Genomic DNA, 21,999 nt, shown 5'->3' with positions numbered 1-21,999 from the left:
CTGTCGTCAGGGCGTGAAGCAGAAGCCGCTCGAGCGGATCGCGTCGAGGATCTCCGTCGCTTGCTCATCGGTCGGCGCGAAGGTTGCCGTCTCGAACCTCGACTTCGTACTCGAGATCAGCCCCTCCGGCGGAACACCTCCGAGGATCGACGAGCATTGGTCCCGTGAGTGATTCACCACCCCGTCGTCGCCGACGAGAGCCGGATCGATTTCGTTGAGGGAGGCGACGAGCATCGCCTCCTGGTCGGGGTTCGGGCTCGGAATCGAGTTGGCGGTGGCTGCGGTAGCGGGCGCGGAAGAAGTCTCAGCGGGCGCGGGCGCGACGGTCGTCGCTGACTCGGAAGTTGTAGGCATCGCGGACGCGGTGGCGGTCGGCATAGTGGTCAGGGCTGGCCCTGGCTCGTTCGCGGAACAGCCGGTCAGCACGAGGGCCAGGCTGAGGGCCAGCAGTAGACGCTTCACGGCGCGAGCTTATCCGCCGCCCATGTCTGATGTCGGGGTCACTGTCGCGGATGGGAACCCGCTACGACCCGAACCACCCGCATAGGCCGCAGGGCTACCTCGGCTCGGCCGTGGAGGCCTACCGAGCTCTCGGCGACGAAGCGCCGTGGCTGCTTGCCTGGCGCAACGCTGAGGTGATGATCAACTCCGAGACGGGGCGGTACATGTACGACTCCGAGGTGCGCGCTGACACAGATGCGCGCGGACATGAAGGCTTGCTCGTTGACGGCGCGTCATATGCGCGTCATAGTTGCTAGATGCTCCCTTTCGAGCCGTTCCTCTCGCAGGCCGCCGGTGATCCGAGTCCGGCCGTGCGCCTCTCGGTCAACCGCCGAGATCTGACCTTCAATGCTGCAGCGCTGCGATTGCTAGGTGAAGCAACACACGTGGCGCTGTACTTCGACGCCGATCGGCGGGTACTTGGAGTCCGGCCCGTAGAGCCGACGACCGAAGGCGCCCTTGCGCTCGTTCGCCAACCGAGCCAGGGCCGACTCAGCGCACGGCGCTTAGCTCGCGAGTTCGAGTTGCAACCCGGCGTCCTCTGGTTCCTCACGCAGGACGGCGATCTGCTTGCGGCCACGGTCGGTCCTCGATTCGACGCCGAGGTCAGCTAATGGCGAGCGTGACGCCGCGGCTCAACCCCGGCGGTTCGATGTCGTGGCGCGTGCAGTACCGCATCGACGGGCAGATGAAGCAGAGAACGTTCAAGGATGCGAGAGCGGCGGAGCAGTTCGGTCGCCGCGTCGACTCTGCAGGCCCGCGAGCGGCAGAAGAGCTTGAGTTCGCACGTCGACAACCGCGCAAGCAAACGGTCACCTTCGCTGAGTTCGCCTGCGAGTACTTAGACGCCAAGAGCGGCATGCTGACGGGCATCGAACCCGGCACGCGGGACGGCTACGAAAGCATCGTGCGTCGATCGTTTCTACCCGTGCTCGGTCAGCTGGTACTCGAGGACATCACGCGGCGGGACATCGGCCGATGGGTGGCGTGGCAAGAGTCGCAGCCATCTGGACGGACGCCCGGGGTACTGATTGCCCCCAAGACGGTCCGCAACTATCACGCACTGCTCTCTTCGATCTTGGGTTCGGCCGTGCAGCAGAAGCTGATCGAGGACAACCCGGCGTTCAAGGTGCGGTTGTCACGGGGACGGTCACGCGAAGGTGTGTTCCTGTCACGGCAGGAGTTCGCCACGCTGCTTCACTTCGTGCCCGAGTACTACAAGCCGCTCGTGAGCTTTCTCGCCGGCACCGGGGTGCGCTGGGGTGAAGCGACCGCGCTGACCTGGGGGGACGTCGAGCTGTCTGCCACTCCCCCGACCGTCCGCATCGACAAGGCGTGGAAGAAGGGCAACGTCATCGGCCCGCCGAAATCGGACCGATCTCGGCGCACAGTCAGCCTCGCCGCCGAGCTCGTAATGCAGCTGGGTAGCTCTCGTGCAGGTGACGTGCTCCTCTTTGCGGGGCAGGGCGGCGGACGGCTTTGGTACGGATCGTTCAAGACGCGCATCTGGGACCGTGCCGTAGCAGCCGCCAACGACCCCGAGCGGTGCGCTGAAGCTGGACTGCAGCCGATCGGCAAGCGACCCAACCCGCACGACTGCCGACACACTCACGCATCCTGGCTGATCGCTGCCAACGTTCCGATGCCGTACGTGCAGGCGCGGCTTGGCCACGAGAAGATCACGACCACCGTCGACATCTACGGCCATCTCATGCCTGCAGCCCACGCCGAGATGGCAGCCGTCATGGACGACGTCATGCGGTCGATCGGCGAGTTCGACACGCTTGTCGCTCGAGGGATCATCGAACGAGAGCCCCGAGCGATCACGCTTGGCTGACGCCCGATAGACGACCTGTGGCGAGCGAATCGCTCATTTGTGACGCTGTCAGTGGTCCCCGTCACCATCGGTGGATGTCACACCACTGGACCCCGCTGTCGATGGTCTCGCGGTCCGTCGTCGCGCACGAATGGCGCATGGCCGACAAGCGCGAGGATCTCGGCTGGATCAGGCTGGTGGAGTACCAGGGCCGGCCAACCTACGTCTGCGTCACGCGCAGCGAGTGGGTCGTCGGCGGCGGTGACACGCTCAGGGGAGCTGCGGAAGCTTTCGTCGCCTGGCGAGAAGGACAGCGGTGTCGCCGGGACTTCTAGCGGCGATGTCCCTTGGCGAATCGCCGGAGGGCGTCTAGCTTCGGCAGATCCATCCACAGTCGGATGCCTGCCTCGCCAGGAGCTGCCCCAGCGACTAGGTAAGCGGGGGCGCCCATGATGTCGAGAACAGGCGCCATCGATCCAGCGCGAGCAGAACTGACGTAGCCCACCCTGCGGCGTCCGTCGTGCACAGCGATTGCGTTCGGGTCGTGCTTGTTCGACGGTTCGCGGATGAGTGCGTAGGCAGTTCCACCTACTTCGAGACGTTGGTCGTCAGGAACCACGTAAGCGGTGCCCTTGATGCGCGTACGGAAGCTCTCGAGCTCGCGGAGATCGAGGGTCCCCTCCGGGAACGCAGGCGGCGCCTGCGGCAAGCGGGCGTCCGAACTCGGAGCATTCCTCGTCGGTGCGTCTCCTGAGCGCCTAGATGCGCCCTCAGCGGAGGCGGGTCCGGCTGAACCGGCCGCGGAGATCTGCTGCTTCTCTCGCCGCTCGCGAGCAACCTGATCGTGGAGAGCGAGGTACTTCTTGCCGGGAGGCAGCACCCACTTCGCGACTACGACCACGACAACGACAATCACAACGAGCAACACCCACTCCATGAGGTGAGTGTGTCGGGCCGACGTTGCGTGCACCAGGGCCAGTTTTGCCCCACCGTGGCGGCCACGATCCGAGCAGTTCAGGAGAAGTGCTGCGTTAGCTCCGGATGCGATCGGAACGGCCTTCGCCGAGGTCGATGTGGCTGGTCGATCGGTCGCTGAGTAGGCCCAGACCGATCGCGAACAGGATGCCGGCGCCGTAGCCATCCACGGGGTGCAGCGTGACGATCGACCGCACCAGGAACAGGATGGCTATCGAGACTACGAGGTCGCCGGCCGTGAGGGTCAGTGCCTCCATGCGCTCGCTTTTCCTGGTCACCCGACGATGGTAGTTCGACCACCGCCTCCGGCTGCTGGACACGTGCTTGGTGCGTAGCAAGCTGTCCACTTACCGCTGGTAAGTTTGCTCGTCCGGTCCGCAGCAAAGTCCGGATCGTCCATGCGGAGCAAGCTATAGACATACCCGGGGTAAGTCGGCCTGGTCCCCGATGACGGCGGTCATCGGGTTCGGTTGCACCTGGGCTCGAGCCGCCGCTGGCGCAGCGGGAGAACGTCAGGTTGGATCGTCTTGTGGAACGCGGCGAGATTTGGGCGTACAAGGAGACTCCGAAGAAGGCGCCGGTCGCCGTCAGGATCATGGGCTTGGGGACGAGCGCCACCACACCGAAGGCCAAGGTCGAGTTCGTCGACGACCGCTTCGAGGGCTTGCAGCGATGGGTCACCATGCGCAAGCTACCGGTGCTCTGGGACGACCTCGACGCGTGGATCGAGCGCGAACGAGCCATTGCTTCCGTGACGAGCTGCCGGCGACCAAGCCCCGTCGAGGAGCTCACGCTGATCGTCGCGATGAGCGACATGCCCGAGCACGTCGCCGAGTACGACTACAAGCTCGGCTACATCCGAGACGAGGAGGAGTTCGAGCGCATCGCAGGTGTGAGCGCCGACGAGATCAGCGCAGGGTTGCCGTGCTTCTACGACGAAGACGGCCTCAACGTTCCGATCGAGGGAGCAATCCGCATGGCAAAGGCCGTCGCTGCTGCGCGACCCACGAAGGTGCTCAAGTGGGTCAACGAGCGCGAGCTCGAGGAGGGGGAGTGGTGCCGGTACGGCCAAGACTTCGACGACGTGATCGATCCGAGCATCAAGCGTCACCGGTCCGCGGAGCAGTGTCGAGAGCGGTACCGAGATGAGACGGAGCCGATGCTGGCGCAGCTCCGCGATTGGTGCGGTTACGAACCGGACGGCTCGAAGCGTGAGACGCCCGAGGATGTGCTGCAGCGACACCTGGACGACTCGGTAGCCCTCGCCGAGCGAGCTATTGCGATCCTGCGCCACTACGGCCACAAGCACGACGCCGACGAGCTGTCCAAGCGTCTGCGCGACGCGCTCGGGCTCAAGCGCATCTCGAGCCGAGGCGGACGAGGTAAAGGCTGGTTTGAGCGCGACTGATCTCCACCCACATTCTGCCCACAACTTGCGGTGCGCTCCGTGACCCGCTGCGACCCGGTGTGACCCTCGATGCCTGAAATGACGAGCGAGAGGGGCGCCGTGCCGCGAACGCGCGGAGGGCAATCGGGTTCAAATCCCACCGGTACCGCCAGTCAGAACCCCCGAGTCAGCGAGAGCCGACCGGGGGTTCTGTCGTTCCCGGACCGCGCGACACCGTCGGCGGAGGCGGATGGTGACAGCTGTCGAGCTCTCGAGGAGGGGGCTGGTCACGTGGAGCGACAGAGGAAACGCGCCTCTCGTACCCCCGGTGTCTGAGCTGCCTAGGCTCTCGGTCGATGACATGGCGAGAGCTCCTTCTCGCCCGGCGGAGGACGTAGGTTTGCCAGATGACACCGACAGCTCGAGCAGCGATGAGGGGCCTGACCCATGGAGCATTCGTGGGAATGACGGGCGACAGACGGCGCCTGGGCGAGATGAAGAAGGCGCTTGGTCACCCGACGCCGACCGAGGTCTCATCGATCGAACGATCGACGCCGAAATCGAAGAAGAATCTGAACGCTCCGGCACGGTAGAGGCGATCGCTCGAAGCCGATCGTTTCGAGGTCCTCTCCCTCCGGTCGCGATGATCGAGGGATACGAGCGCGTCGTCCCGGGCAGTGCCGAGAAGATCGTCGATGCGCATGTCGCCAATGAACATGCTCGCGCAGGAGCGCTGACTCGGCTCACCAGGGCGGAATCCGTCGGTGTGATCGTCGGAGCGATCGGGTCGCAGCTCCTCGCCATCGGAGGTCTCGCAGCCGGTGTCGTGCTCATCGTGCAGGGCTTCCCAGCGGAGTCATTGCTCAGCTTCGTTCCTGCGGTGATCAGCTCTGGTGCGCTCGTCGTCTCAGCGGTGAGGGGCGGCAAGGTCGATGAGACCGGTGACCTGAGCCGGCATGCACCGCGGCGGGCCCGATCGGTACCGCCAGTCAGAACCCCCGAGTCAGCGAGAGCCGACCGGGGGTTCTGTCGTTCCCGGGTGCGTCGCTCCTGGTGCTCGGGGACGACGATCCTCCCGTGGACGTGAGTGACCCCCGTCCGAGGCTCCTGACCATCGTGGCGCGCATCGTACTGGCGATGGTTGCGCTGCCATGCTACGTTCACCGAAGCGATGTTGACGTGGACATCCGTGCGGCGGAGATGTTGATCAGGCGCCGCGGCACGAGCACCACAGGTACAAGGAGGTACCCATGAAGATGGACAGGAGAGGGCTTCTCGCCCTCGCAGGCACGGCAGCGCTCACGGGCGCGGTCACGGCGGTGGCCGGGCCGGGCGCCGCACCCGCGCACGCCGCCACCGGCACGGCGGTCGTCGACCCAGCGCAGCGCGGACCGGTGTGGGAGGGCTTCGGCACGGCGCTCTGCTGGTTCGCGCACCGCATCGGCGGCACGCAGGCGGTGCGCGACACCTACGCCGATCTGCTCTTCGACCGCGACAAGGGTCTCGGGCTGAACATCGTCCGCTACAACATCGGCGGCGGCGAGAACCCGGCCTACCCCGGGCACATGGATCTGCGCGCCCGCATCCCCGGCTACCTCGCGTCCGCCTCGGCGGCCTACGACTGGTCGGCGGATCCGAATCAGCGCTGGTTCCTGCAGGCAGCGAAGTCGCGGATCCCGGCCAGCGAGTTCCTCGCCGAGTCCTTCGCCAACTCGCCGCCGTGGTGGATGACGATCTCGGGCAGCGTCACCGGGGGGAGGAACGCCGCCGAGAACCTGCGCCCCGACAGCTACGAGGCCTTCGCCCGCTACCTCGTGACGGTGAACGAGCGCTTCCGCACGACCTGGGGCGTGCCCTTCCGCACGCTGTCGCCGGTGAACGAGCCGAGCGCCGCCTACTGGACCTTCGGCAACCGCCAGGAGGGCAACCGGATGCTCCCGGCGAACCAGGCGACCATGCTCAAGGCTCTGGCGGACGAGCTCGCGCGGCAGGGCTCGCCGACACGGATCGCGGCATCGGACGAGACGAGCATCGACGTCGGCCGCGACACGGTGGACAGCTGGTCCGCGCAGACCCGCGCGCTCGTCGGGCAGTACAACGTGCACAGCTACGAGGGCTCCGACCGGACCGGCTTCAAGACCGCCGCTCGCGGCACGCGGATCTGGGACTCCGAGCACGGCAACGGCGACGCCAGCGGCACGACCCTCTCGCAGAACATCCTCTGGGACGTGAAGTGGCTCGGTGCGAGCGCGTTCGCCTACTGGCAGGCGGTCGACTCCGGGGGCTGGGGGATGCTCGACACCGACCTCAACAACGCCTCCGCGGACCTGTCGAGCTACACCCGGAACAAGAAGTTCTGGGCGATGGCGCAGTGGAGCCGCTACATCCGCCGCGGCTACCGGGTGATCGGCGTGAGCGACAACGACACCGTCGCCTTCCACGACGAGGCCGGCAGGCGCGTCGTCCTCGTCACGGTGAACACCACTTCGACGCCGGCGACGGTCACCTACGACCTCAGCCGCTTCGCTCCCGCCACCGCGACCGCCTCGGGGGTGCGCACCAGCGGCTCCCAGGACCTCGCGGCGCTGCCCTCGGCCGCGCTCGCCGGCAACCGGTTCACGGCATCCGCTCCGGCGATGTCGACCACCACGTGGGTCGTCCCCTCGATGACCCTCAACTAGAAGGAGAGTTTCAATGACGAAACGACGAGGACGGATCAGGCTGGCGCTCATGGCGCTCGCCACGGCGGCGCTGGTCGCGGTCACGGGCCTGGCGCCCGCGACGGCGGCGCCGCAGACCGTCACCAACGGCACGCAGTTCCTCACCACCCAGGGCCAGCCGATCCACGGGCACGGCGCCGGGCTGCTCAAGGTGGGGCAGTACTACTACTGGGTCGGTCAGAGCACCGACGCGGACAATCGGTTCATTTCGGTGCCGCTCTACCGCTCCACCGACTTCAAGAACTGGGAGTTCCGCGGCGACATCCTCACCAAGAACTCGGCGCCGGAGCTGAACGTCTCCACGATCGAGCGGCCGAAGCTGGTCTACAACGCCGCGACCCAGAAGTACGTGCTCTGGATGCACTGGGAGAACGGGCAGAACTACTGGGAGGGCCGGGTCGCGGTCGCGACCTCGAGCACGATCGACGGCTCCTACGCCTACCAGGGCAGCTTCCGGCCGCAGGGCTACGAGTCGCGCGACATGACGGTGTACCAGGACGACGACGGCTCGGCGTACCTCTTCTCGTCGACGGCCATCCCCACGACGAACGCGTCGACGGCGATCTTCAAGCTCAACGCGTCGTACACGAACGTCGAGTCGTTCCAGGGGCTGCACTGGGAGAACCAGTCCCGTGAGGCGCCGACGATCTTCAAGCGCAACGGCGTCTACTTCGCGCTCTCGTCCGGGACCACCGGCTGGAGCCCGAACCAGAACAAGTACTCCACGGCCACGAAGATCACAGGGCCGTGGTCGACGCCGACCGACTTCGGCGGGCCGACCGGCAACCGCTCGCAGCCGACCTACGTCGCGACGATCAGCGGCAGCGCCGGCACGTCCTACCTCTACATGGGCGACCGCTGGGCGGGCGCCAACAACGGCGCGGTCAACGACTCCAGCTACGTCTGGCAGCCGCTGCAGTTCCCGTCGAACACCTCGGTCGCCATGCCCGAGGTGGACGGGGTCGTCATCGACACCGCGGCGGGAACGGTGAACGCCGCCCCGGCGCTGCCCCGGTCGACGATCAAGTCGGCCTCGAGCGGACTCTGCGTGAACGTCGCGGACGACTCGACCGCGACCGGCTCGAAAGTGGTCCAGTGGACCTGCGGCAACGGGTCGAACGCCGTGTTCGCCCGGGCGTCGGCCGGTGGCTACGTGCAGTTCCAGACGCAGCACAGCGGGCTCTGCCTCGCGCAGTCGGGGAGCTCGGGTTCCGGTGGCGCGCTGGTGCAGGCGCCCTGCACGTCCGGACAGACGTCGCAGTGGCAGCTGAGCGGTCAGACCATCGTCAACCGTGCGAGCGGCGCCTGCCTCGACGTGCCGGATGAGAGCACGACCGCGGGCCGGCAGCTGGGCACCTGGACCTGCAACGGCGGCAACCACCAGAAGTGGAGCTTCGTCGCCTAGCTGAGGCGTGAGGGTCGCGCGGTGGGGGGAAACCGCCGCGCGACTCCGCGCCTCGTGCGGGGGCGGGCGGGCCCATCGGGTCCGGCGCCCGCCGACCCCCGCCGTGGAGCCCCCGGTCAGCGCGAGCCGACCGGGGGTTCCGTCGTGCTCGGGTGAGGAAGCGAGGTTCCGACCCGCCGGGATCCGGATCGAACGGTGGAGCGAGCGGTCATTCGTCCGCAGCGATCTCGACCACGCGCCCCGCGTCCCCGGCGGGGCGCCAGACGTAGCTCTTGCTCCGTCGGGAGCGCACGAAAAGCCCCGCTTCCTCGAGGCCGAGGAGGTCGACTCGAGCGGTCTCTCCGGAGACGCGGTGAGTGGTGGCATGGCCGTGCACGGTGAACTCCGACTGCGGATCGCGGAGTGCCGACTCCAGTGCGGCGAGCTGCCGAGGATTGAGGTCGTTCGATCGGCGATCGAGCAGGGCTCTCATGTCCCGCAGTTCAGCGCTCTTGCGCTGGAGGTGTCTCTGCAGGTCGTCGAGCGCCCGCGTGTAGACGTCGACGTGGTGAGTGAGGAAGTACGTGAGATCACCGTCGTCGTCCTCGGTGAGCAGGTACGCGCCCGCATACCTGGCCGGAGCGTTCTTGAGGATCCGAGAGACGGTGAGGTACTCCGTCACCCAGTACCCCTGCCGGAGCATGCTCCAGTAGAAGAGGATCCGCGCGGTCCGGCCGTTGCCGTCGGCGAAGTAATGGTCGTAGCCGATCATGAAGTGCAGGACGATCGAGCGGAGCGGAGCGGGGAGATAGGCGGTGTCGCCGTCCTCGCCGTTCGCGAAACGGCAGAGTGCCTCGAGCCGATCGGCGAGCTCGGCGGCCGGCGGCGGCACGTGCAGGATCTGGTCGTCGTCTCCGAAGATGCGGACGCGCTCGTCGCTCTCCTGCTGGAGGCGTCCGGCGTCCTCGGGATCGTCGAGCGTGCCATCGGTCACGATGCGGTGCAGCTCGAGGACGAGCTCCGGGGTGAGCCGCTCCTCGGCCACCTCTCGGATGCGCTCCATCGCGCGGTAGTTGTTCAGGATCATGCGCTCGCTCCTCGTCACGGGGCGGCGACCGGAGACGAGCATCTCCTTGGCCACGCGGCGCGAGGTGGAGGCGCCCTCCAGCTGACTGGAGGTGATCGCCTCTTCGATGAGCGAGCTGACGACGTACCGGTCTCGGTCCCCCTGAGAGACGGCGAGCTCGGGCATCGAGATCGTGCCGCTCGCGCGGGCCGCGATCTCCTCGCACCTCCGGAGGAGGTGATCGGTGAGCGTGTACGAGAAGGCCTTGCCTTCCTTCGACAGGAGGGAGACCGTGCGCAGCCCGGACTGACGACGGAGCTTGAGGGCCGCCCAGAGTTCCTGGACGGTGAGGCCGGCGGGAGGAGTCCGGTAGCGGATCTTGTCCCAGGGCAGGTAGGCGCTGTCGTCGAGATCGGCGCCGACCATCGCCGAGACGATCCGATCTCGGCCTTCGCCGTGCAGGACCGCGGCCCAGTCGGGGGGCGGCATGGGGACCTTCACCGTCGCACCCGCCTCTCGTTGCTCCAGATTCTGTCACGATCTGGAGCAGATCTGGAGGTGGGTGACGTGCTCTGCACGCGCGTCGTCGGTCAGCGGGCGGCGGCGGTTCCGCTGTGCGTGCGCGAGGCGACCGCATGGGCCAGCAGGGTGGCGGCCACGCCGACGGCGACGCCGATGGCGGTCTCGAGGGCGCGGTCGCGCAGGAGGACGAACTCGTCGGTGTGGTGGGCGAGCTCGACCATCAGGATCGCGAGCGGGGTGATCAGGGCGAGGGTCAGGCCGTAGTTGCGGCCGACGACGAGCTCGGCGAGCATCTGCAGCAGCACGACGACGCCGATCGTGGCCAGCGGGGACAGCGGCAGGGCGAGCAGCGCGGCGGCGATCGCGACGCCGATGACGGTGCCGAGCATCCGGTGGCCGGCGCGGACGAGGCGGGCGGTCGCGTCGGCGCCCGAGACCGCCGCGACGGCGGAGACCATCGCCCAGTAGGGGTGGCCGAGGCCGGTCGCGGTGGGGATCGCGCCGGCGATCAGCACGACGGCGCCGAAGCGGAGCATCCCGGCGCGGGTCGTGGAGCGGACGGCAGCGGCGCGGAAGGAGGGGCGCCACGGCGTCGCGGGCAGCAGCCGGGCGCGCGGGGCGGCGATCCCGCTCACTCCGATGAGCAGCGAGAAGGCGGCGGAGGCGGCGGCGAGGGCGAACGCCTCCGGGATCCGCGTCGCCTCGACCGGCACCGAGGCGCAGGCGGTGACGGCGAACACCGGGAAGAGCGGGCCGGGCGGGTGCCAGTGCAGAGCGTCGCTGAGGTAGGCGGCGCCGACGGCGGCGAGGGTGACCACCGGGATGATCAGCCAGTCGCGCTGCGGCGACAGAGCGACGGCGGTGCCGATCGTCACCATCGCCACGAGGTAGGCGGCGGCCGAGGCCTGCATCATCAGGCGCGGGCGGTGGGTGTGCCGGCGTCCGTAGAGCGCGGTGAAGGCGCCGAAGGTGGCGTAGAGGGCGAGATCGGTGCGGCCGAAGACCCAGAGGAGGAGGAGCGGCACCGCCATCGAGATCCCGGCGCGCAGAGCGACGCGGTGGGCGCCGTCGTGCGGGCCGAAGGCGACCAGCTCGCGGGGGTGCGGCAGCGCGCTGCGGAGGGAGGGGGTGGCGGGCATCGGAGTCCTCGGGTCGGCGGGCGGGTCCGAGCGGCACCGGCCGGAGAGGTCGTTCACGGGTGAACCAGATATACTTTACTCGTGAATCATCTTCTGTCGAGCGACTCGTCGCGTCCGGACCCCGGCGCGGCTCCGGACGCCGTCGACGAGATCCGTGCAGGCTGGCGCCGGCTGCGGCCCGAGCTGGACACCTCGGCGGTGGACGTCGCGGGTCGCATGATCCGCGCCTCCGCCCTGCTGGTGCGCGCGACCGAGGAGCGGCTCGCCGCCTTCGAGCTGACCCGCGGCGAGTTCGACGTGCTGACGACGCTGCGCCGGCTCGCCGCGCCGCAGTCGCCGACGACGCTGCGGACGATCGGTCTCGCCTCCGCCCCGGCCGTGACGAAGCGGCTGCACGCGCTCGAGCGCCGCGGGCTGGTGCTGCGGACCGCGAACCCGGCGGACGGGCGCGGTGCACTGATCGCGCTGACCGCCGAGGGGACCACGCTGGTCGACGCCGCCTTCCCCGAGGTGCTCGACGTGGAGCGGGAACTGCTCGTCGCGGTGCCCGACGCGCTCCGCGACGACGCCGCCCGGGGGCTGCGCGCGGTGCTCGCGAGCATCGAGGCGGCGCCGGAGCGGTGACCGCGGCCGCACGCCGCGGCTACCGTGGAGCCATGCGCCTCACATCCAGCTTCACCGTGGACACGCGGCCGCCGGTGCTGCAGCTGGTCAAGACGGCGGCGGCGACCGTCGTCACCTGGATCATCGCCGCGCTGATCTTCCCCGGGACGCTGCCCGTCTTCGGCGCCATCGCGGCGCTGCTGGTGGTCGCGCCCAGCGTGAACCAGTCGTTCTCCAAGGCGCTCGAGCGCAGCGTCGGCGTGATCATCGGCGTCGTCGTCGGGTCGCTGATCGGCACGCTCTTCGGCGACGACAGCGCGATCGTCCTCGGCGCGATCGTCGCCGCGATCGCCGTGGGCTGGGCGGTCCGGCTGACGCCCGCCTCCGCGGTGCAGATCCCGATCAGCGCGATGCTCGTGCTCTCGGTCGGCTCGGTGACGCCGAACTACGCCGTGGACCGGATCCTCGAGACGCTGATCGGCGCGGCCGTCGGGATCGTCGTCAACGCACTGATCGTCCCGCCGATCACCCTCGCACCGGCGGAGCGGGCCGTCGGCGACCTCACCGCGCAGCTCGCCGCGGCGCTCGACGACCTGGCCGACGTGCTCGAGACGAGGGTCGGCCGGGAGCGCCTCAGCGAGCTGCTGATCAACGCGCGGCTGCTGCAGACCATGCAGACCAAGGCGGAGGAGGCGATCGCGACCGGTGAGGAGTCGCTGCGGCTCAACCCGCGCCGCTCCGCGCACCGCGACCGGCTGCTGGCGCTGGACTCCGTCACTCCGCGGCTCGCCCGCATCGTGACGCGCGTGCGCGGGATGACCCGCACGGTGCACGACCTCTACGACCAGGAGCTGGTGGGCGAGCCGACGATCGGGGACATCGCGGTGCAGCTGCACCGGGCGGCGCACGACCTGCGGCTGCTCGTGCAGTCCTCGGTCGCGGTGCCGGAGCCGGAGCCGATCACCGACGAGCTGCCGGCGCTCACCGCGCCGCTGGTGATCGTGACCCCGCACCCGGAGCACTGGATCCTGCTGGGGGCGCTCGCCGAGGACCTGCGGCGCATCCGCGAGGAGATCGTGGGCGAGGAGTCCTGAGCGGGCTCCGCGCTCAGCGTGCGGCGGGCGTGTCGAAGAGGCCGGGCCCGGAGTCGCCGTCTCCGGCATCGGTGTCGGACTCCTGCAGGGCGGACGGGTCGGTCGCCTCCGCGTGCTGGGTCTTGCCCTCGGCGATCAGCGAGTCGTCGTCGACGAGGATGCCGGCGAGCTCGGTCACCCGGCCGCGGATCGCGCCCAGCGGGTCCTCGATCGGGGCGTCCTCCTGCGAGCGGTCGATCTCGTCGTCCGGGAAGCGGCGCAGCGAGGACTCGCCGCGGTCGGGCTGCGGCGCGCGGGCGTGCTCGACGCAGAGCCGGGCGACCTCCTCCGCGTGGGCGTGCATCACGGAGTGCGAGGCGTCCGGGATCTCCCAGGCGCGCGCGTGCGGGATCGACTCGGCGACCTCCTCGGCCCACTCCCGCGGGACGAGGCGGTCGTACTCGCCGCGGATGACCAGCGCGGAGGCGCGGATCCGGGGCAGGACGTCCTCGATCCGGTACTGCATCATCTCGGGCAGCACCCGCGAGAACCAGCGCGGGCCGCAGAGCAGGTACGCGGCGGCGGCGAGGACGGCGACCTGGACCGGCTCGCGGACGCTCGACTGGAGGAACCGCCAGGCGGCGACGGGGATGCGGCGCTCGTGCGGGTTCATCACCGGGCCGAGCAGGACGATCGTGGTGAGCTCGGGCCGGCGCGCGGCGAGCTCGGCGACGACCTGCGTGCCCATCGAGTGGCCGAGGACGACGGGGTCGTCGAGGCCGAGGTCGTCGATGACCGCGCCGACGAGCTCGGCGTAGTCGCCGATGGTCATGTGCCGGGCGTTCGGCGGGTGCGGGACGCCGCCGAAGCCGGGCAGGTCGAGGGCGTGCACGGGGCCGAACTCGTTGAGCGCCGGGGCGAGCCGCTCGAAGTAGGTGGCGGCGACGCCGATGCCCGGGACGAGGACGAAGGTGCGCTCGCCGGTGTGGCCGACGGTGTTGACGCGGGCGTAGACGTCGCGGCGGTGGACGCGGAGGACGGAGACGTCGGTGTTCTTGTAGCGGCGGCGCGGGTCGCGCCGGCGGGAGCGCGTGGTGGAGAAGACGTCGCGCAGGCCGTGGCGGACGCTCGAGGCGAGGGTGCGCAGGGGGCGGCCGGGGTAGGGCACGGGCGCCTCCTCGGGTGTCGCGGCGCAGCGGCCTGGCGGGAACGGGTCGGGGGAGAGCCTAGGCGCTGGCCGATCCGCTCAGATCAGCATGTCCTCGGAGCGGTGGAGGATCAGACGGGCGGGCCCGATGTGGAGGACGCCGTTGGTGAGCGGAGCGCAGCGGACGCCGCCGCGGCGCCGCATCGCCTTGAAGGCGCCGGGCGCGAGCGAGACGTCCATCCAGGCGCAGGGGTTGGCCGGGCGGCCGCCCTGGAACTCGATCCGCTCGCCGCCCTGCTCCACCGCGAAGGTGCGGCCGGCGAGCGCGTCGATGTCGGCGCCGCGCACGATGATGTTGCGGCGGGTGTCGGCGGGGTCGAACGCGGCACGGCCGAGCTCCGCCGCGATGTGCTCGAGCGACTCGATCGCGAAGAGGGTGACCGCGGCGGTGCGATGCGCGCGCTGGGCGAAGTAGCGGTCGCCGACGATGCCGAGTCCCGCGCGGATCTCGATCCGCTCGGGCTGCTCGTTGCCCTCGGAGGGGATCGGGCCGTCCGCCGGCCGCCCCTCGAACCGGTGCAGCGGCGAGACGACGAAGCGCACGAGCTCGATCGCGGCGGCCTCCATGCCTGCCACGCTACGCGGGCCCGGGCGGGCGCCCGCTCGATTCGCGGAGGGGCTCCCCGATGTGTATAGTCGTACCTCGTTGCGTGCGCCCCCCAAGGCCACGCGATGGACTGCGCCCGTAGCTCAACGGATAGAGCATCTGACTACGGATCAGAAGGTTGGGGGTTCGAATCCCTCCGGGCGCACTCTGGTTGAGACAGAACAGGACGGCCCGCTTCGGCGGGCCGTTCTTGGTTTAACGACTCGGCGAGCCGCTCGCTCGCCACTGATGGCGGGCGAGGGCTCATGCATGACGCCGAAGCAGCGTCGGTGGGTGGATCAAGCGCGCTCCTGGAAGTAGCCGATGGGGCTGCCGGTAGGTTTTGGGTTCGACGCAGAGCGTTCAGAGGACCTACGCGATCGCGCATATATCTTGATGTACCTTGCGACTACTGAAGACTCTTCATCGAATCGGCACTGTGTCGGCGAGCCTGGACGCTTTATCGGCCTCGACAAGCCCGGACTAATTGACGGCTGAAAGCCCAGGCTGGTCCTGACCTTCGGCGCAGTAAGCTAGCCGAATACCTTGCTCTCGTCCTGCCAGGAACTTTCGGCAATGGCGACCATCATCTGGCTGCAATTCGGTGGAGCGCCGGAGTTGCCGAGTTCGGCCATGACATAAATTTTCGGTCTTCCAAGGAGTGCCAGAAGTACCCCGATAGCGTGTAGCAAGTGCGAGACACGGCGCCAGCAATACCCCTCCTCGATGCAAGACACGAGGACGAGATCGTCAAATGTAATCGGGCAGAGAGCGTGGACGTGCGCCCACGGGCGAAGCGGCAGGCGTAGCTAGCGATAGTCCGGCGGGGCCTCGTCCCTCGACCCCGGGAGCTTTGAGGTCACTACCAAATGCCCTAATGATCCAAGATTGCCGGTCTTCCTGTCATGCTGCTGACCCGTCGGCTTGCCGTCGGCGGCCTCGATGACCGCCTCCGCGTCGCCCGGTGCGTAAGCGACTCTGCCACCCCACTTCGCGTTGTTGCAGGCAGCCTTTTGATTCCTCGCCGTGAGGGTCTTCCTCCAGAATTCAGGTGGGAAGTTGAGCTCCACCTCGGCCGCAGGAACCGCGCGGCGACGGTGCTTTGCAGTGGGCCACGGGCTCGCTTGCTGTGGCGGGATCGCGGCTGCGAAATCTGGCACCCGTCGCAAGCACGCCCAAGGCACTAGGGTTGGAGAACCTGAGGGGGGGGTTGCGTGCCTGATGTGCCTTTGCCGTTCGAAGACGCTGACGTTCAAACTGCGTTTCCGAACTACCAGATTCACGTTCCGATGCTTGGCCGTGGGACATTCAAAGTGGCGTACCGCTTCAGTGGCGAGGCTCCCTCAGATTACGTTCTGAAGATCCTGACAGATCCGGTCGCGCTCGAAGTCGACGGCCAGGAGGTAGACGTCGGAACCCTACCTGAGCGTCTCGCCCGAGAACTGGCGGGCATGTCTCTCGTGTCCTCGCCCCACCTCGCCCAGATGGTGGCGGCGCCGGTCGTAACAGACATAAATGGCGGCAGATTCATCGTGTACGAGGAGCGGTATTACGGAGGCGGCACACTTGAAGATCGACTTGCGGGGGGCCCCTTAGACGCAGACCAGACCGAGGCGCTTGTAATTGCGTTACTTTTAGCAGTGCAAGCTCTTTGGCAAGAAGGTATAGTGCATCGTGATATAAAACCAGCGAATATCGTCTTCGATGACGCAAATACGCCAGTTCTCATAGATCTAGGGATTGCATTACACACGGGGCTCTCCGACCTGACTGAATCTTACGATGAATCTCCAAAAACGCCGATATACGCCGCGCCGGAACAGTTTGGCGCGCGGCGCTATGCGGAGATCGATGTACGCACCGACCAATTCCTGATTGGGATCGTCGGATATCAAGCATTGACTGGTGTGCACCCATTCCGCACTCCCGATATAACGCGGAGAGAGCAGTATATTCATAAGCTACTAACATTCGAAAATGTTGATTCATCATTGCTAAACTGCTCGCCAGAACTACAGGCCGTGCTCATCCGAATGCTGGCCCCGAAGCCGAACCGGCGGTTTCGTACTATCGAGGAACCACTGAGAGTCTTGGTGAAAGAATGAGCTTTTACTTACAGCATGGCTACGGTAAAGGTCAGAAACTGCAGAACTTGGCGCGCGGCGGGCGTCTCGCTGGCGTGATCTTAAGTGCGGCCGACGAGGACGCCCAAACTCTTGAAAATACCGTGCATGAGGCGAGGCGCTTTGGGATCGAAGTGCGGATCGATCCTCAGACCTACGTCTACTCGACCGCTCCGCGTGGGCTCGGACGCAAACATGAATCTCATGGCGTTCAATTTTCAGACCTGCACTGGTCCCAGGATGCCAAGACAGTCAGTAAGCAGGTTGAAGCTGTCGGTGAGCTGAACCGCCGGCTCAACCCTGAGGGGAGGTGGATCGCACCCTCAGTTGTCCAGTCCTCCTTTGCTGACGTCTGGACTCCTCTGGCTGTTCAGCTCGCGCGAACGGCAAGCGAAGCGTGGGGACCGCATAAGACGATAGCTACGTTAGCTATCGACGATGTGGCGCTGGATACTTGGCGAAACGTTGACGAGTGGTTGGATGTCGCTACGACGCTTGAAGTCGCTGGCTTTTATATTCTGGTCGGGCGATCTAACACGACTTACCCACCGGTTGCGTGGTCAGTCGATCGGCTCACGAACCTACTACGTCTGATCTATAACCTCTCAGAACTCAACGGGTACGAGGTCACCTGGGGTTACTCGGACAATGAAGGACTTCTCGGCATCGCAGCTGGTGCTGATCATATGGCGTCCGGGTGGAGCTATTCACTGAGGCAGTTCAATGCCTCGAAGTGGCAGCCGTCCGACGTCAAGGGCGGCAGAGCGGCCACGCCTCGACTGCATCTACAAAAGCTCTGGTCCCCACTTCGTGCAGTGTCGGAAGCGGACGAGATTTACAGGTCAGAGATTCGTGATGAGATTTTCACCGAGGAGCAAGTTGCGGAATTTCAGACGCGCGGCTTTGATTCAATTTCACGCCTCGAAGCTCAGGAGTCGCATTTGAACTTGCTCGCAAACCGGTCGTCGACCGTTTCGCAGTTGGGAGGCACTTCTGAACGTATCGATTTGGTTGAGAAGAGTCTCGAGGGTGCCATTGCTAGGTTTGCGCTTATAGCAGACGCTGGAATTCCACTCGAGACACGTTATCGTCCGAGAGTGGAAGCGCTGAAATCTGCTCTTGTGAAGTTTCGAAACTCGGAGAGTTTATAAGCTGATCCTGCTTCAAGTCCTCTCACAAGAATTTCTAAAAGCCATGCGCGGCCGGCGGTATTCAGCGCAAATTTCCCAGGAGTTGACTGCCACGTAACTTGATCCTCGGCCTCCGCAAGAACGCCGGTTCTAAAGAGCTCTAATGTGGGACGGGCGATGCGCTGGGCGGCACCAACCGGCATCAAGATTGCGGAACGATGAACCGTTACGCGGAACTTTCCGACTTGGCGTAATGCTCCGCGCCAGTCAGTCATTTTCGCTTCTATTGCGATGGAATCGAAGACGATGGAAGCAGCTCGAAGGTAAGTCTGCTTGTCCCATCCCGCGCCACTCAAGGACTTACGGAGCTCCCGCACGTATGCCCGTGACAGTCCGAGTGCGTCCTCCGGACCGTCCATCAGGACCTTTGCAGCAGACGGAGTGGCTAGTCTCAGTCCGGATGCTCTGTACCACGCGAGTGCTGCCGAGGAAGCTGTGATCACCACTGCGTCAGGGCGCCCAGCGCCAACTTGAGGCTCAAGGACGATCCACGCGGTACGTCCGACCCCTGGGTGGAAGAGGCTGCCAGCGCTCCGCGAAAGGCTCCGCATTAGCCGACGCTCATGAGTTGGCTCGCCGACGAAACGTTGACCGCTGCTGACCTGGTCTTCCCATGGATGATCAGCGGTTGGAGCCATCTTCAGATCGTACAGCTGGATCCGTGGCTGCAGTTGACCGCGCACCTGTCTGGCGCGCGAGAACTTTCGTGTTCGTTTCGAGGTTGGTCGTCGTTGAGCAGGCTCACTTGTGGCGGGTCCGGTCCGCGCTTCGGCTCGTGTGGGCGCATCTTCAAGTATCGAAAAGCTAACCCGTTTCGTCCTTTAAGCGGGAAGGTCGCCACTGCGCGTGCGCACGGGTATCATTGTTTCAGCGAATCTTTTTGGGCCAGTCGCCATTAATACGGAGTTATGTAGCCTGCAGGGTAAAGTACGGCGCTTGCATGAGGCGTTTCAGTGAGTAAATGTCGCCGTATAGTGAAGGCCGGGATTGCGTGAAGCGAAAATTGGCACGTAAGATCAACCTAAAGTCATTTCACATTGTTGAGGTGCTTGAAAGCTCTTCGTATGTCGCCGTCGACTGGTCCTGTTCGCTTACCAAATCGTCCAATTTGCGGCCTCTCAGATACGATGAATGTCTCGAACGATTGAGCTGGTTACGCTTGGAGCGGCGGCATCACTTCAACTCGGCTGGTGGCACACTGAACCTTAAAGCTTAGCCTCGGCAGCAAGGGGCTGGGCGGTTTTCATTCTTTAGGGGGTCACAGACCGAGTCAGACGGCGGCCTTAACGGCATCGCAAGCGCGGTCGAAGCTGTCCGTCTAAACCATGTCTAAGCCTGATGTTCACAGAGTGTCGCGGCATGGACTCCTGTGGGTATTGCGTCTCTTTCCCGGATCAGAAGCTTGGAGTCGAATGCCTCCGGGAGCACTCTGGTTGAGACAGAACAGGACGGCCCGCTTCGGCGGGCCGTTATTGGTTGATGGCGGTTCTCGATCGGCTTGCTGCGCTCCGGTTCGATTCGGAGCTCGGGTTCTTCAGCGGTCGTAGACGTCACGCCTGTGGCCCAGTGTCACCACGACGATCAAGAGCACTCCGTCGTCGATCGTGTACACGATCCGGTAGTCGCCGACGCGGACGCGGAGACCTGCCCGCCCCTGCAGCGCCTTCGCGCCCGGTGGTCGAGGGTCCTCGCCGAGCAGGGCGATGACGCCCTGTATCCGCTTCCGATCGTTCGGATCGATCTTCCGCAGCGCCTTCATGGCGGCAGGCCGCAGCTCGATCCTGTAGCGGCTCATTCCCAGCCGAGGTCCGCTTTGGCCTGCGCCCAGGGGATGTTGTCGCCTTCCTCCGCCATGGCCGCGTCGAAGGCATGCGCGTCTTCGACGTCCTCGAGGGCGTCCATCATCCGCTCGTACTGCTCCGGGCTGACGACGACGGCCTCCGGACGACCGTGACGCTCCACGAAGACCGCTTCGGTCTGCGAGCGTGTGATCAGTTCGGAGAAGTTGGCTCGCGCATCCGAGACGGTGATGGTCGACATGCACCGATTGTACAATTCGCTATTCGAAACGTACAGACCTTCGATCATCTCTGACGTCGGTGATTCGGGCGCGTGTGCTGCGGTTTCTTGCAGGCGCGGACGTCGCGCGCCAGCTCGGGTGAGGGGCGGCGGGGGCGCGAGGGGGAGGGCTAGCGTCGTGGGGGCAGAATCTTGCGCAACTCCCGACCGGCGTCTCGGGCGGCCGACGGTTGCGGCGAGGTGAGCCGCCCTGCATACTCAAAACCACACGACGCAAGGTTTTGGGCACGACCGCTCGATTCTGCACACTCGATGACGAGAGGGAACGATCATGACGACGTCCAGCGGATCCGCGGCGGGGATGCCCTCGGGCATGACCACCGCGACGGCGACGGTGCGGGGGCACCACGCGTTCTCCGAGCCGACCGAGCCGGCGACCAAGGGCTACGTCTTCTGGCTGCTCGCGGCGCAGCTGATCTTCTTCATCGCCCTGCTCGGGCCGGCGGTCGTCGGCATCGGCCTGAAGATCCAGTCGCTCGTCGAGTCGGGCGAGATCGCGCAGGACGGCGCGACCGGCGCCGCGGCGGTGCTCGGCGGCTTCGGCGCCCTCTTCGCCACGATCGCGAACGTCGTCGTCGGCCGGCTCTCCGACCGCACGACGAGCCGCTTCGGCCGCCGCCGGATCTGGATCGTGACCGGCACGGTGCTGATGACGGTCGCCTTCGCGATCATGGCGCTCGCCCCCACCCTGCTCGTCGCGACCGTCGGCTGGTCGCTCGCCCAGCTCGGCGCGAACATGACGCTCGCGCCCTTCACCGCGACGCTCGCCGACCAGGTGCCGAAGTTCCAGCGCGGCAAGATCACCGCGGCGCTCGGCATCGCGCAGAACGTCGGCATCCTCGGCGGCACCTACGTGGCCCAGGCGTTCGCCGGCCAGCTGGTCGTGATGTTCGTCGCCCCGTCGATCCTCGCGATCGCCGCCATGGTCGTCTTCGCGGTCGTGCTGCCCGACAAGCGCCTGCCGCAGGCGCCGCCGCGCGCGACGCTGCGCGACTGGGCCGAGACCTTCTGGGTCAGCCCGGTGAAGAACCCCGACTACGCGCTGGCCTGGTGGTCGCGCTTCCTGATCATCTTCGCGAGCTTCGGCTTCACCACCTTCCGCTTCTTCTACCTCCTCAACCACATCGGCGTGGAGGAGGGGAGCATCCCGGCCGTGATCACCACCAGCGTGCTGATCTACACGGTGACGCTGGTCGGCGCGAGCTACTTCGCCGGCTGGCTCTCGGACCGGATCGGGCGCCGCAAGGTCTTCGTCTGGAGTTCGACCGCGCTCTTCGCGGTGGGCACCTTCGCACTGATCTTCGTCCAGGACATCGGCGCCTTCTACGTGCTCGAGGCGGTCCTCGGACTCGCCTACGGCATCTACGTCGGCGTGGACCTGGCGCTCGTCGTCGACGTGCTGCCGAACCCCGACGACTCCGGCAAGGACCTCGGCGTCTTCAACATCGCCAACGCGCTGCCGCAGACGCTCGCGCCGCTGGTCGGCGGCATCCTCGTCTACGTCAGCGACCCGACCGGCAACAACTACGGGCTGTGGTTCACGGTCTGCGCACTGGCCGCAGTGGTCGGCGCACTCGTCATCCTCCCCATCAAGAAAGTCCGATAGGCCTTTCTCGGACGTCCATAGG

Annotated in this window: 20 protein-coding genes and 1 tRNA gene; 12 read left to right on the top strand and 9 right to left on the bottom strand. The window is 66.5% G+C overall.

All coding sequences use genetic code 11. The annotated features are described in order from the left end of the window. Positions 1-6: 6 nt before the first annotated feature. Positions 7-462 (bottom strand): lipoprotein, encoded by a 456-nt coding sequence (locus EDF43_RS18380; RefSeq protein ID WP_132437999.1) that lies wholly within the window; start codon positions 460-462, stop codon positions 7-9. A 296-nt stretch (positions 463-758) separates the two neighbouring features. Here EDF43_RS18380 and EDF43_RS18375 point away from each other — a divergent pair, with 296 nt between their 5' ends. The 3 genes from EDF43_RS18375 to EDF43_RS18365 all read left to right on the top strand — a co-directional run bounded on the left by EDF43_RS18375 (position 759) and on the right by EDF43_RS18365 (position 2,652). Continuing rightward, positions 759-1,115, top strand: a complete 357-nt coding sequence (locus EDF43_RS18375) for a hypothetical protein (RefSeq protein ID WP_132437998.1) — start codon at positions 759-761, stop codon at positions 1,113-1,115. Positions 1,116-1,123: 8 nt separating this feature from the next. Then, the gene (locus EDF43_RS18370; RefSeq protein WP_165909181.1) at positions 1,124-2,338 is read left to right on the top strand and encodes a site-specific integrase; all 1,215 of its coding nucleotides are present in this window, start codon (positions 1,124-1,126) and stop codon (positions 2,336-2,338) included. Between the two features lie 74 nt (positions 2,339-2,412). Next, a complete protein-coding gene (locus tag EDF43_RS18365; RefSeq protein ID WP_132437996.1) occupies positions 2,413-2,652 on the top strand; it encodes a hypothetical protein in 240 nt (79 codons plus the stop codon). Between the two features lie 696 nt (positions 2,653-3,348). Here EDF43_RS18365 and EDF43_RS22000 read toward each other — a convergent pair. After that, positions 3,349-3,549 (bottom strand): hypothetical protein, encoded by a 201-nt coding sequence (locus EDF43_RS22000; RefSeq protein WP_165909179.1) that lies wholly within the window; start codon positions 3,547-3,549, stop codon positions 3,349-3,351. 272 nt (positions 3,550-3,821) lie between these two features. Here EDF43_RS22000 and EDF43_RS18355 point away from each other — a divergent pair, with 272 nt between their 5' ends. Continuing rightward, the gene (locus tag EDF43_RS18355) at positions 3,822-4,700 is read left to right on the top strand and encodes a hypothetical protein (RefSeq protein WP_132437994.1); all 879 of its coding nucleotides are present in this window, start codon (positions 3,822-3,824) and stop codon (positions 4,698-4,700) included. 490 nt (positions 4,701-5,190) lie between these two features. Here the strand turns inward: EDF43_RS18355 and EDF43_RS18350 are convergent, their stop codons facing one another. Further along, positions 5,191-5,382, bottom strand: coding sequence for a hypothetical protein (locus tag EDF43_RS18350; protein ID WP_132437993.1), 192 nt, complete (start codon positions 5,380-5,382; stop codon positions 5,191-5,193). Between the two features lie 547 nt (positions 5,383-5,929). Between EDF43_RS18350 and EDF43_RS18345 the strand changes: the two genes are divergently transcribed. Together EDF43_RS18345 and EDF43_RS18340 are read left to right on the top strand one after the other, a co-directional pair. Next, on the top strand, positions 5,930-7,360 hold the full coding sequence (locus EDF43_RS18345) for a glycoside hydrolase (protein WP_132437992.1): 1,431 nt from the start codon (positions 5,930-5,932) through the stop codon (positions 7,358-7,360). A gap of 13 nt (positions 7,361-7,373) precedes the next feature. Then, positions 7,374-8,804, top strand: a complete 1,431-nt coding sequence (locus EDF43_RS18340; protein ID WP_207901841.1) for an RICIN domain-containing protein — start codon at positions 7,374-7,376, stop codon at positions 8,802-8,804. A 208-nt stretch (positions 8,805-9,012) separates the two neighbouring features. On the opposite strand, the gene EDF43_RS18335 is transcribed toward EDF43_RS18340, so the two are convergent. Both EDF43_RS18335 and EDF43_RS18330 read right to left on the bottom strand, forming a co-directional pair. Further along, positions 9,013-10,338, bottom strand: a complete 1,326-nt coding sequence (locus EDF43_RS18335; protein ID WP_243646361.1) for a Fic family protein — start codon at positions 10,336-10,338, stop codon at positions 9,013-9,015. Positions 10,339-10,439: 101 nt separating this feature from the next. Next, on the bottom strand, positions 10,440-11,510 hold the full coding sequence (locus EDF43_RS18330) for an FUSC family protein (protein ID WP_132437990.1): 1,071 nt from the start codon (positions 11,508-11,510) through the stop codon (positions 10,440-10,442). A gap of 81 nt (positions 11,511-11,591) precedes the next feature. Here EDF43_RS18330 and EDF43_RS18325 point away from each other — a divergent pair, with 81 nt between their 5' ends. After that, the gene (locus EDF43_RS18325; RefSeq protein WP_132437989.1) at positions 11,592-12,134 is read left to right on the top strand and encodes a MarR family transcriptional regulator; all 543 of its coding nucleotides are present in this window, start codon (positions 11,592-11,594) and stop codon (positions 12,132-12,134) included. A 32-nt stretch (positions 12,135-12,166) separates the two neighbouring features. Then, entirely contained in the window at positions 12,167-13,207 is a 1,041-nt protein-coding gene (locus tag EDF43_RS18320) for an FUSC family protein (protein WP_123736631.1), read from the top strand. Between the two features lie 13 nt (positions 13,208-13,220). Here EDF43_RS18320 and EDF43_RS18315 read toward each other — a convergent pair whose 3' ends face one another. Beyond that, a complete protein-coding gene (locus EDF43_RS18315; protein ID WP_243646360.1) occupies positions 13,221-14,354 on the bottom strand; it encodes an alpha/beta hydrolase in 1,134 nt (377 codons plus the stop codon). A 78-nt stretch (positions 14,355-14,432) separates the two neighbouring features. Then, positions 14,433-14,960 carry an MOSC domain-containing protein gene (locus EDF43_RS18310; protein ID WP_132437988.1) on the bottom strand — a complete coding sequence of 176 codons (528 nt, stop codon included), beginning with the start codon at positions 14,958-14,960 and terminating at the stop codon, positions 14,433-14,435. A 112-nt stretch (positions 14,961-15,072) separates the two neighbouring features. Here EDF43_RS18310 and EDF43_RS18305 point away from each other — a divergent pair. From EDF43_RS18305 to EDF43_RS18295, 3 genes are all read left to right on the top strand, one after another. Further along, positions 15,073-15,145, top strand: a tRNA-Arg gene (locus tag EDF43_RS18305). A gap of 1,048 nt (positions 15,146-16,193) precedes the next feature. Further along, the gene (locus EDF43_RS18300) at positions 16,194-17,084 is read left to right on the top strand and encodes a serine/threonine-protein kinase (RefSeq protein ID WP_132437987.1); all 891 of its coding nucleotides are present in this window, start codon (positions 16,194-16,196) and stop codon (positions 17,082-17,084) included. Then, positions 17,081-18,253 (top strand): hypothetical protein, encoded by a 1,173-nt coding sequence (locus EDF43_RS18295; protein WP_132437986.1) that lies wholly within the window; start codon positions 17,081-17,083, stop codon positions 18,251-18,253. The genes EDF43_RS18300 and EDF43_RS18295 overlap by 4 nt, the downstream gene beginning before the upstream one ends. Before the next feature lie 1,573 nt (positions 18,254-19,826). On the opposite strand, the gene EDF43_RS18290 is transcribed toward EDF43_RS18295, so the two are convergent. Together EDF43_RS18290 and EDF43_RS18285 are read right to left on the bottom strand one after the other, a co-directional pair. Further along, a complete protein-coding gene (locus tag EDF43_RS18290; RefSeq protein WP_132437985.1) occupies positions 19,827-20,087 on the bottom strand; it encodes a type II toxin-antitoxin system RelE/ParE family toxin in 261 nt (86 codons plus the stop codon). Continuing rightward, the gene (locus EDF43_RS18285) at positions 20,084-20,332 is read right to left on the bottom strand and encodes a type II toxin-antitoxin system Phd/YefM family antitoxin (protein WP_132437984.1); all 249 of its coding nucleotides are present in this window, start codon (positions 20,330-20,332) and stop codon (positions 20,084-20,086) included. Before EDF43_RS18285 ends, EDF43_RS18290 begins: the two co-directional genes overlap by 4 nt. Before the next feature lie 310 nt (positions 20,333-20,642). Between EDF43_RS18285 and EDF43_RS18280 the strand changes: the two genes are divergently transcribed. Continuing rightward, the gene (locus EDF43_RS18280; protein ID WP_207901839.1) at positions 20,643-21,977 is read left to right on the top strand and encodes an MFS transporter; all 1,335 of its coding nucleotides are present in this window, start codon (positions 20,643-20,645) and stop codon (positions 21,975-21,977) included. Positions 21,978-21,999 lie beyond the last annotated feature (22 nt).

Source organism: Rathayibacter sp. PhB179 (genome assembly GCF_004345345.1).
GTDB classification, from domain to species: domain Bacteria; phylum Actinomycetota; class Actinomycetes; order Actinomycetales; family Microbacteriaceae; genus Rathayibacter; species Rathayibacter festucae.
The sequence above is the reverse complement of the archived record's forward strand: the minus strand, read 5'-3'. Positions and strand labels throughout refer to the sequence as shown.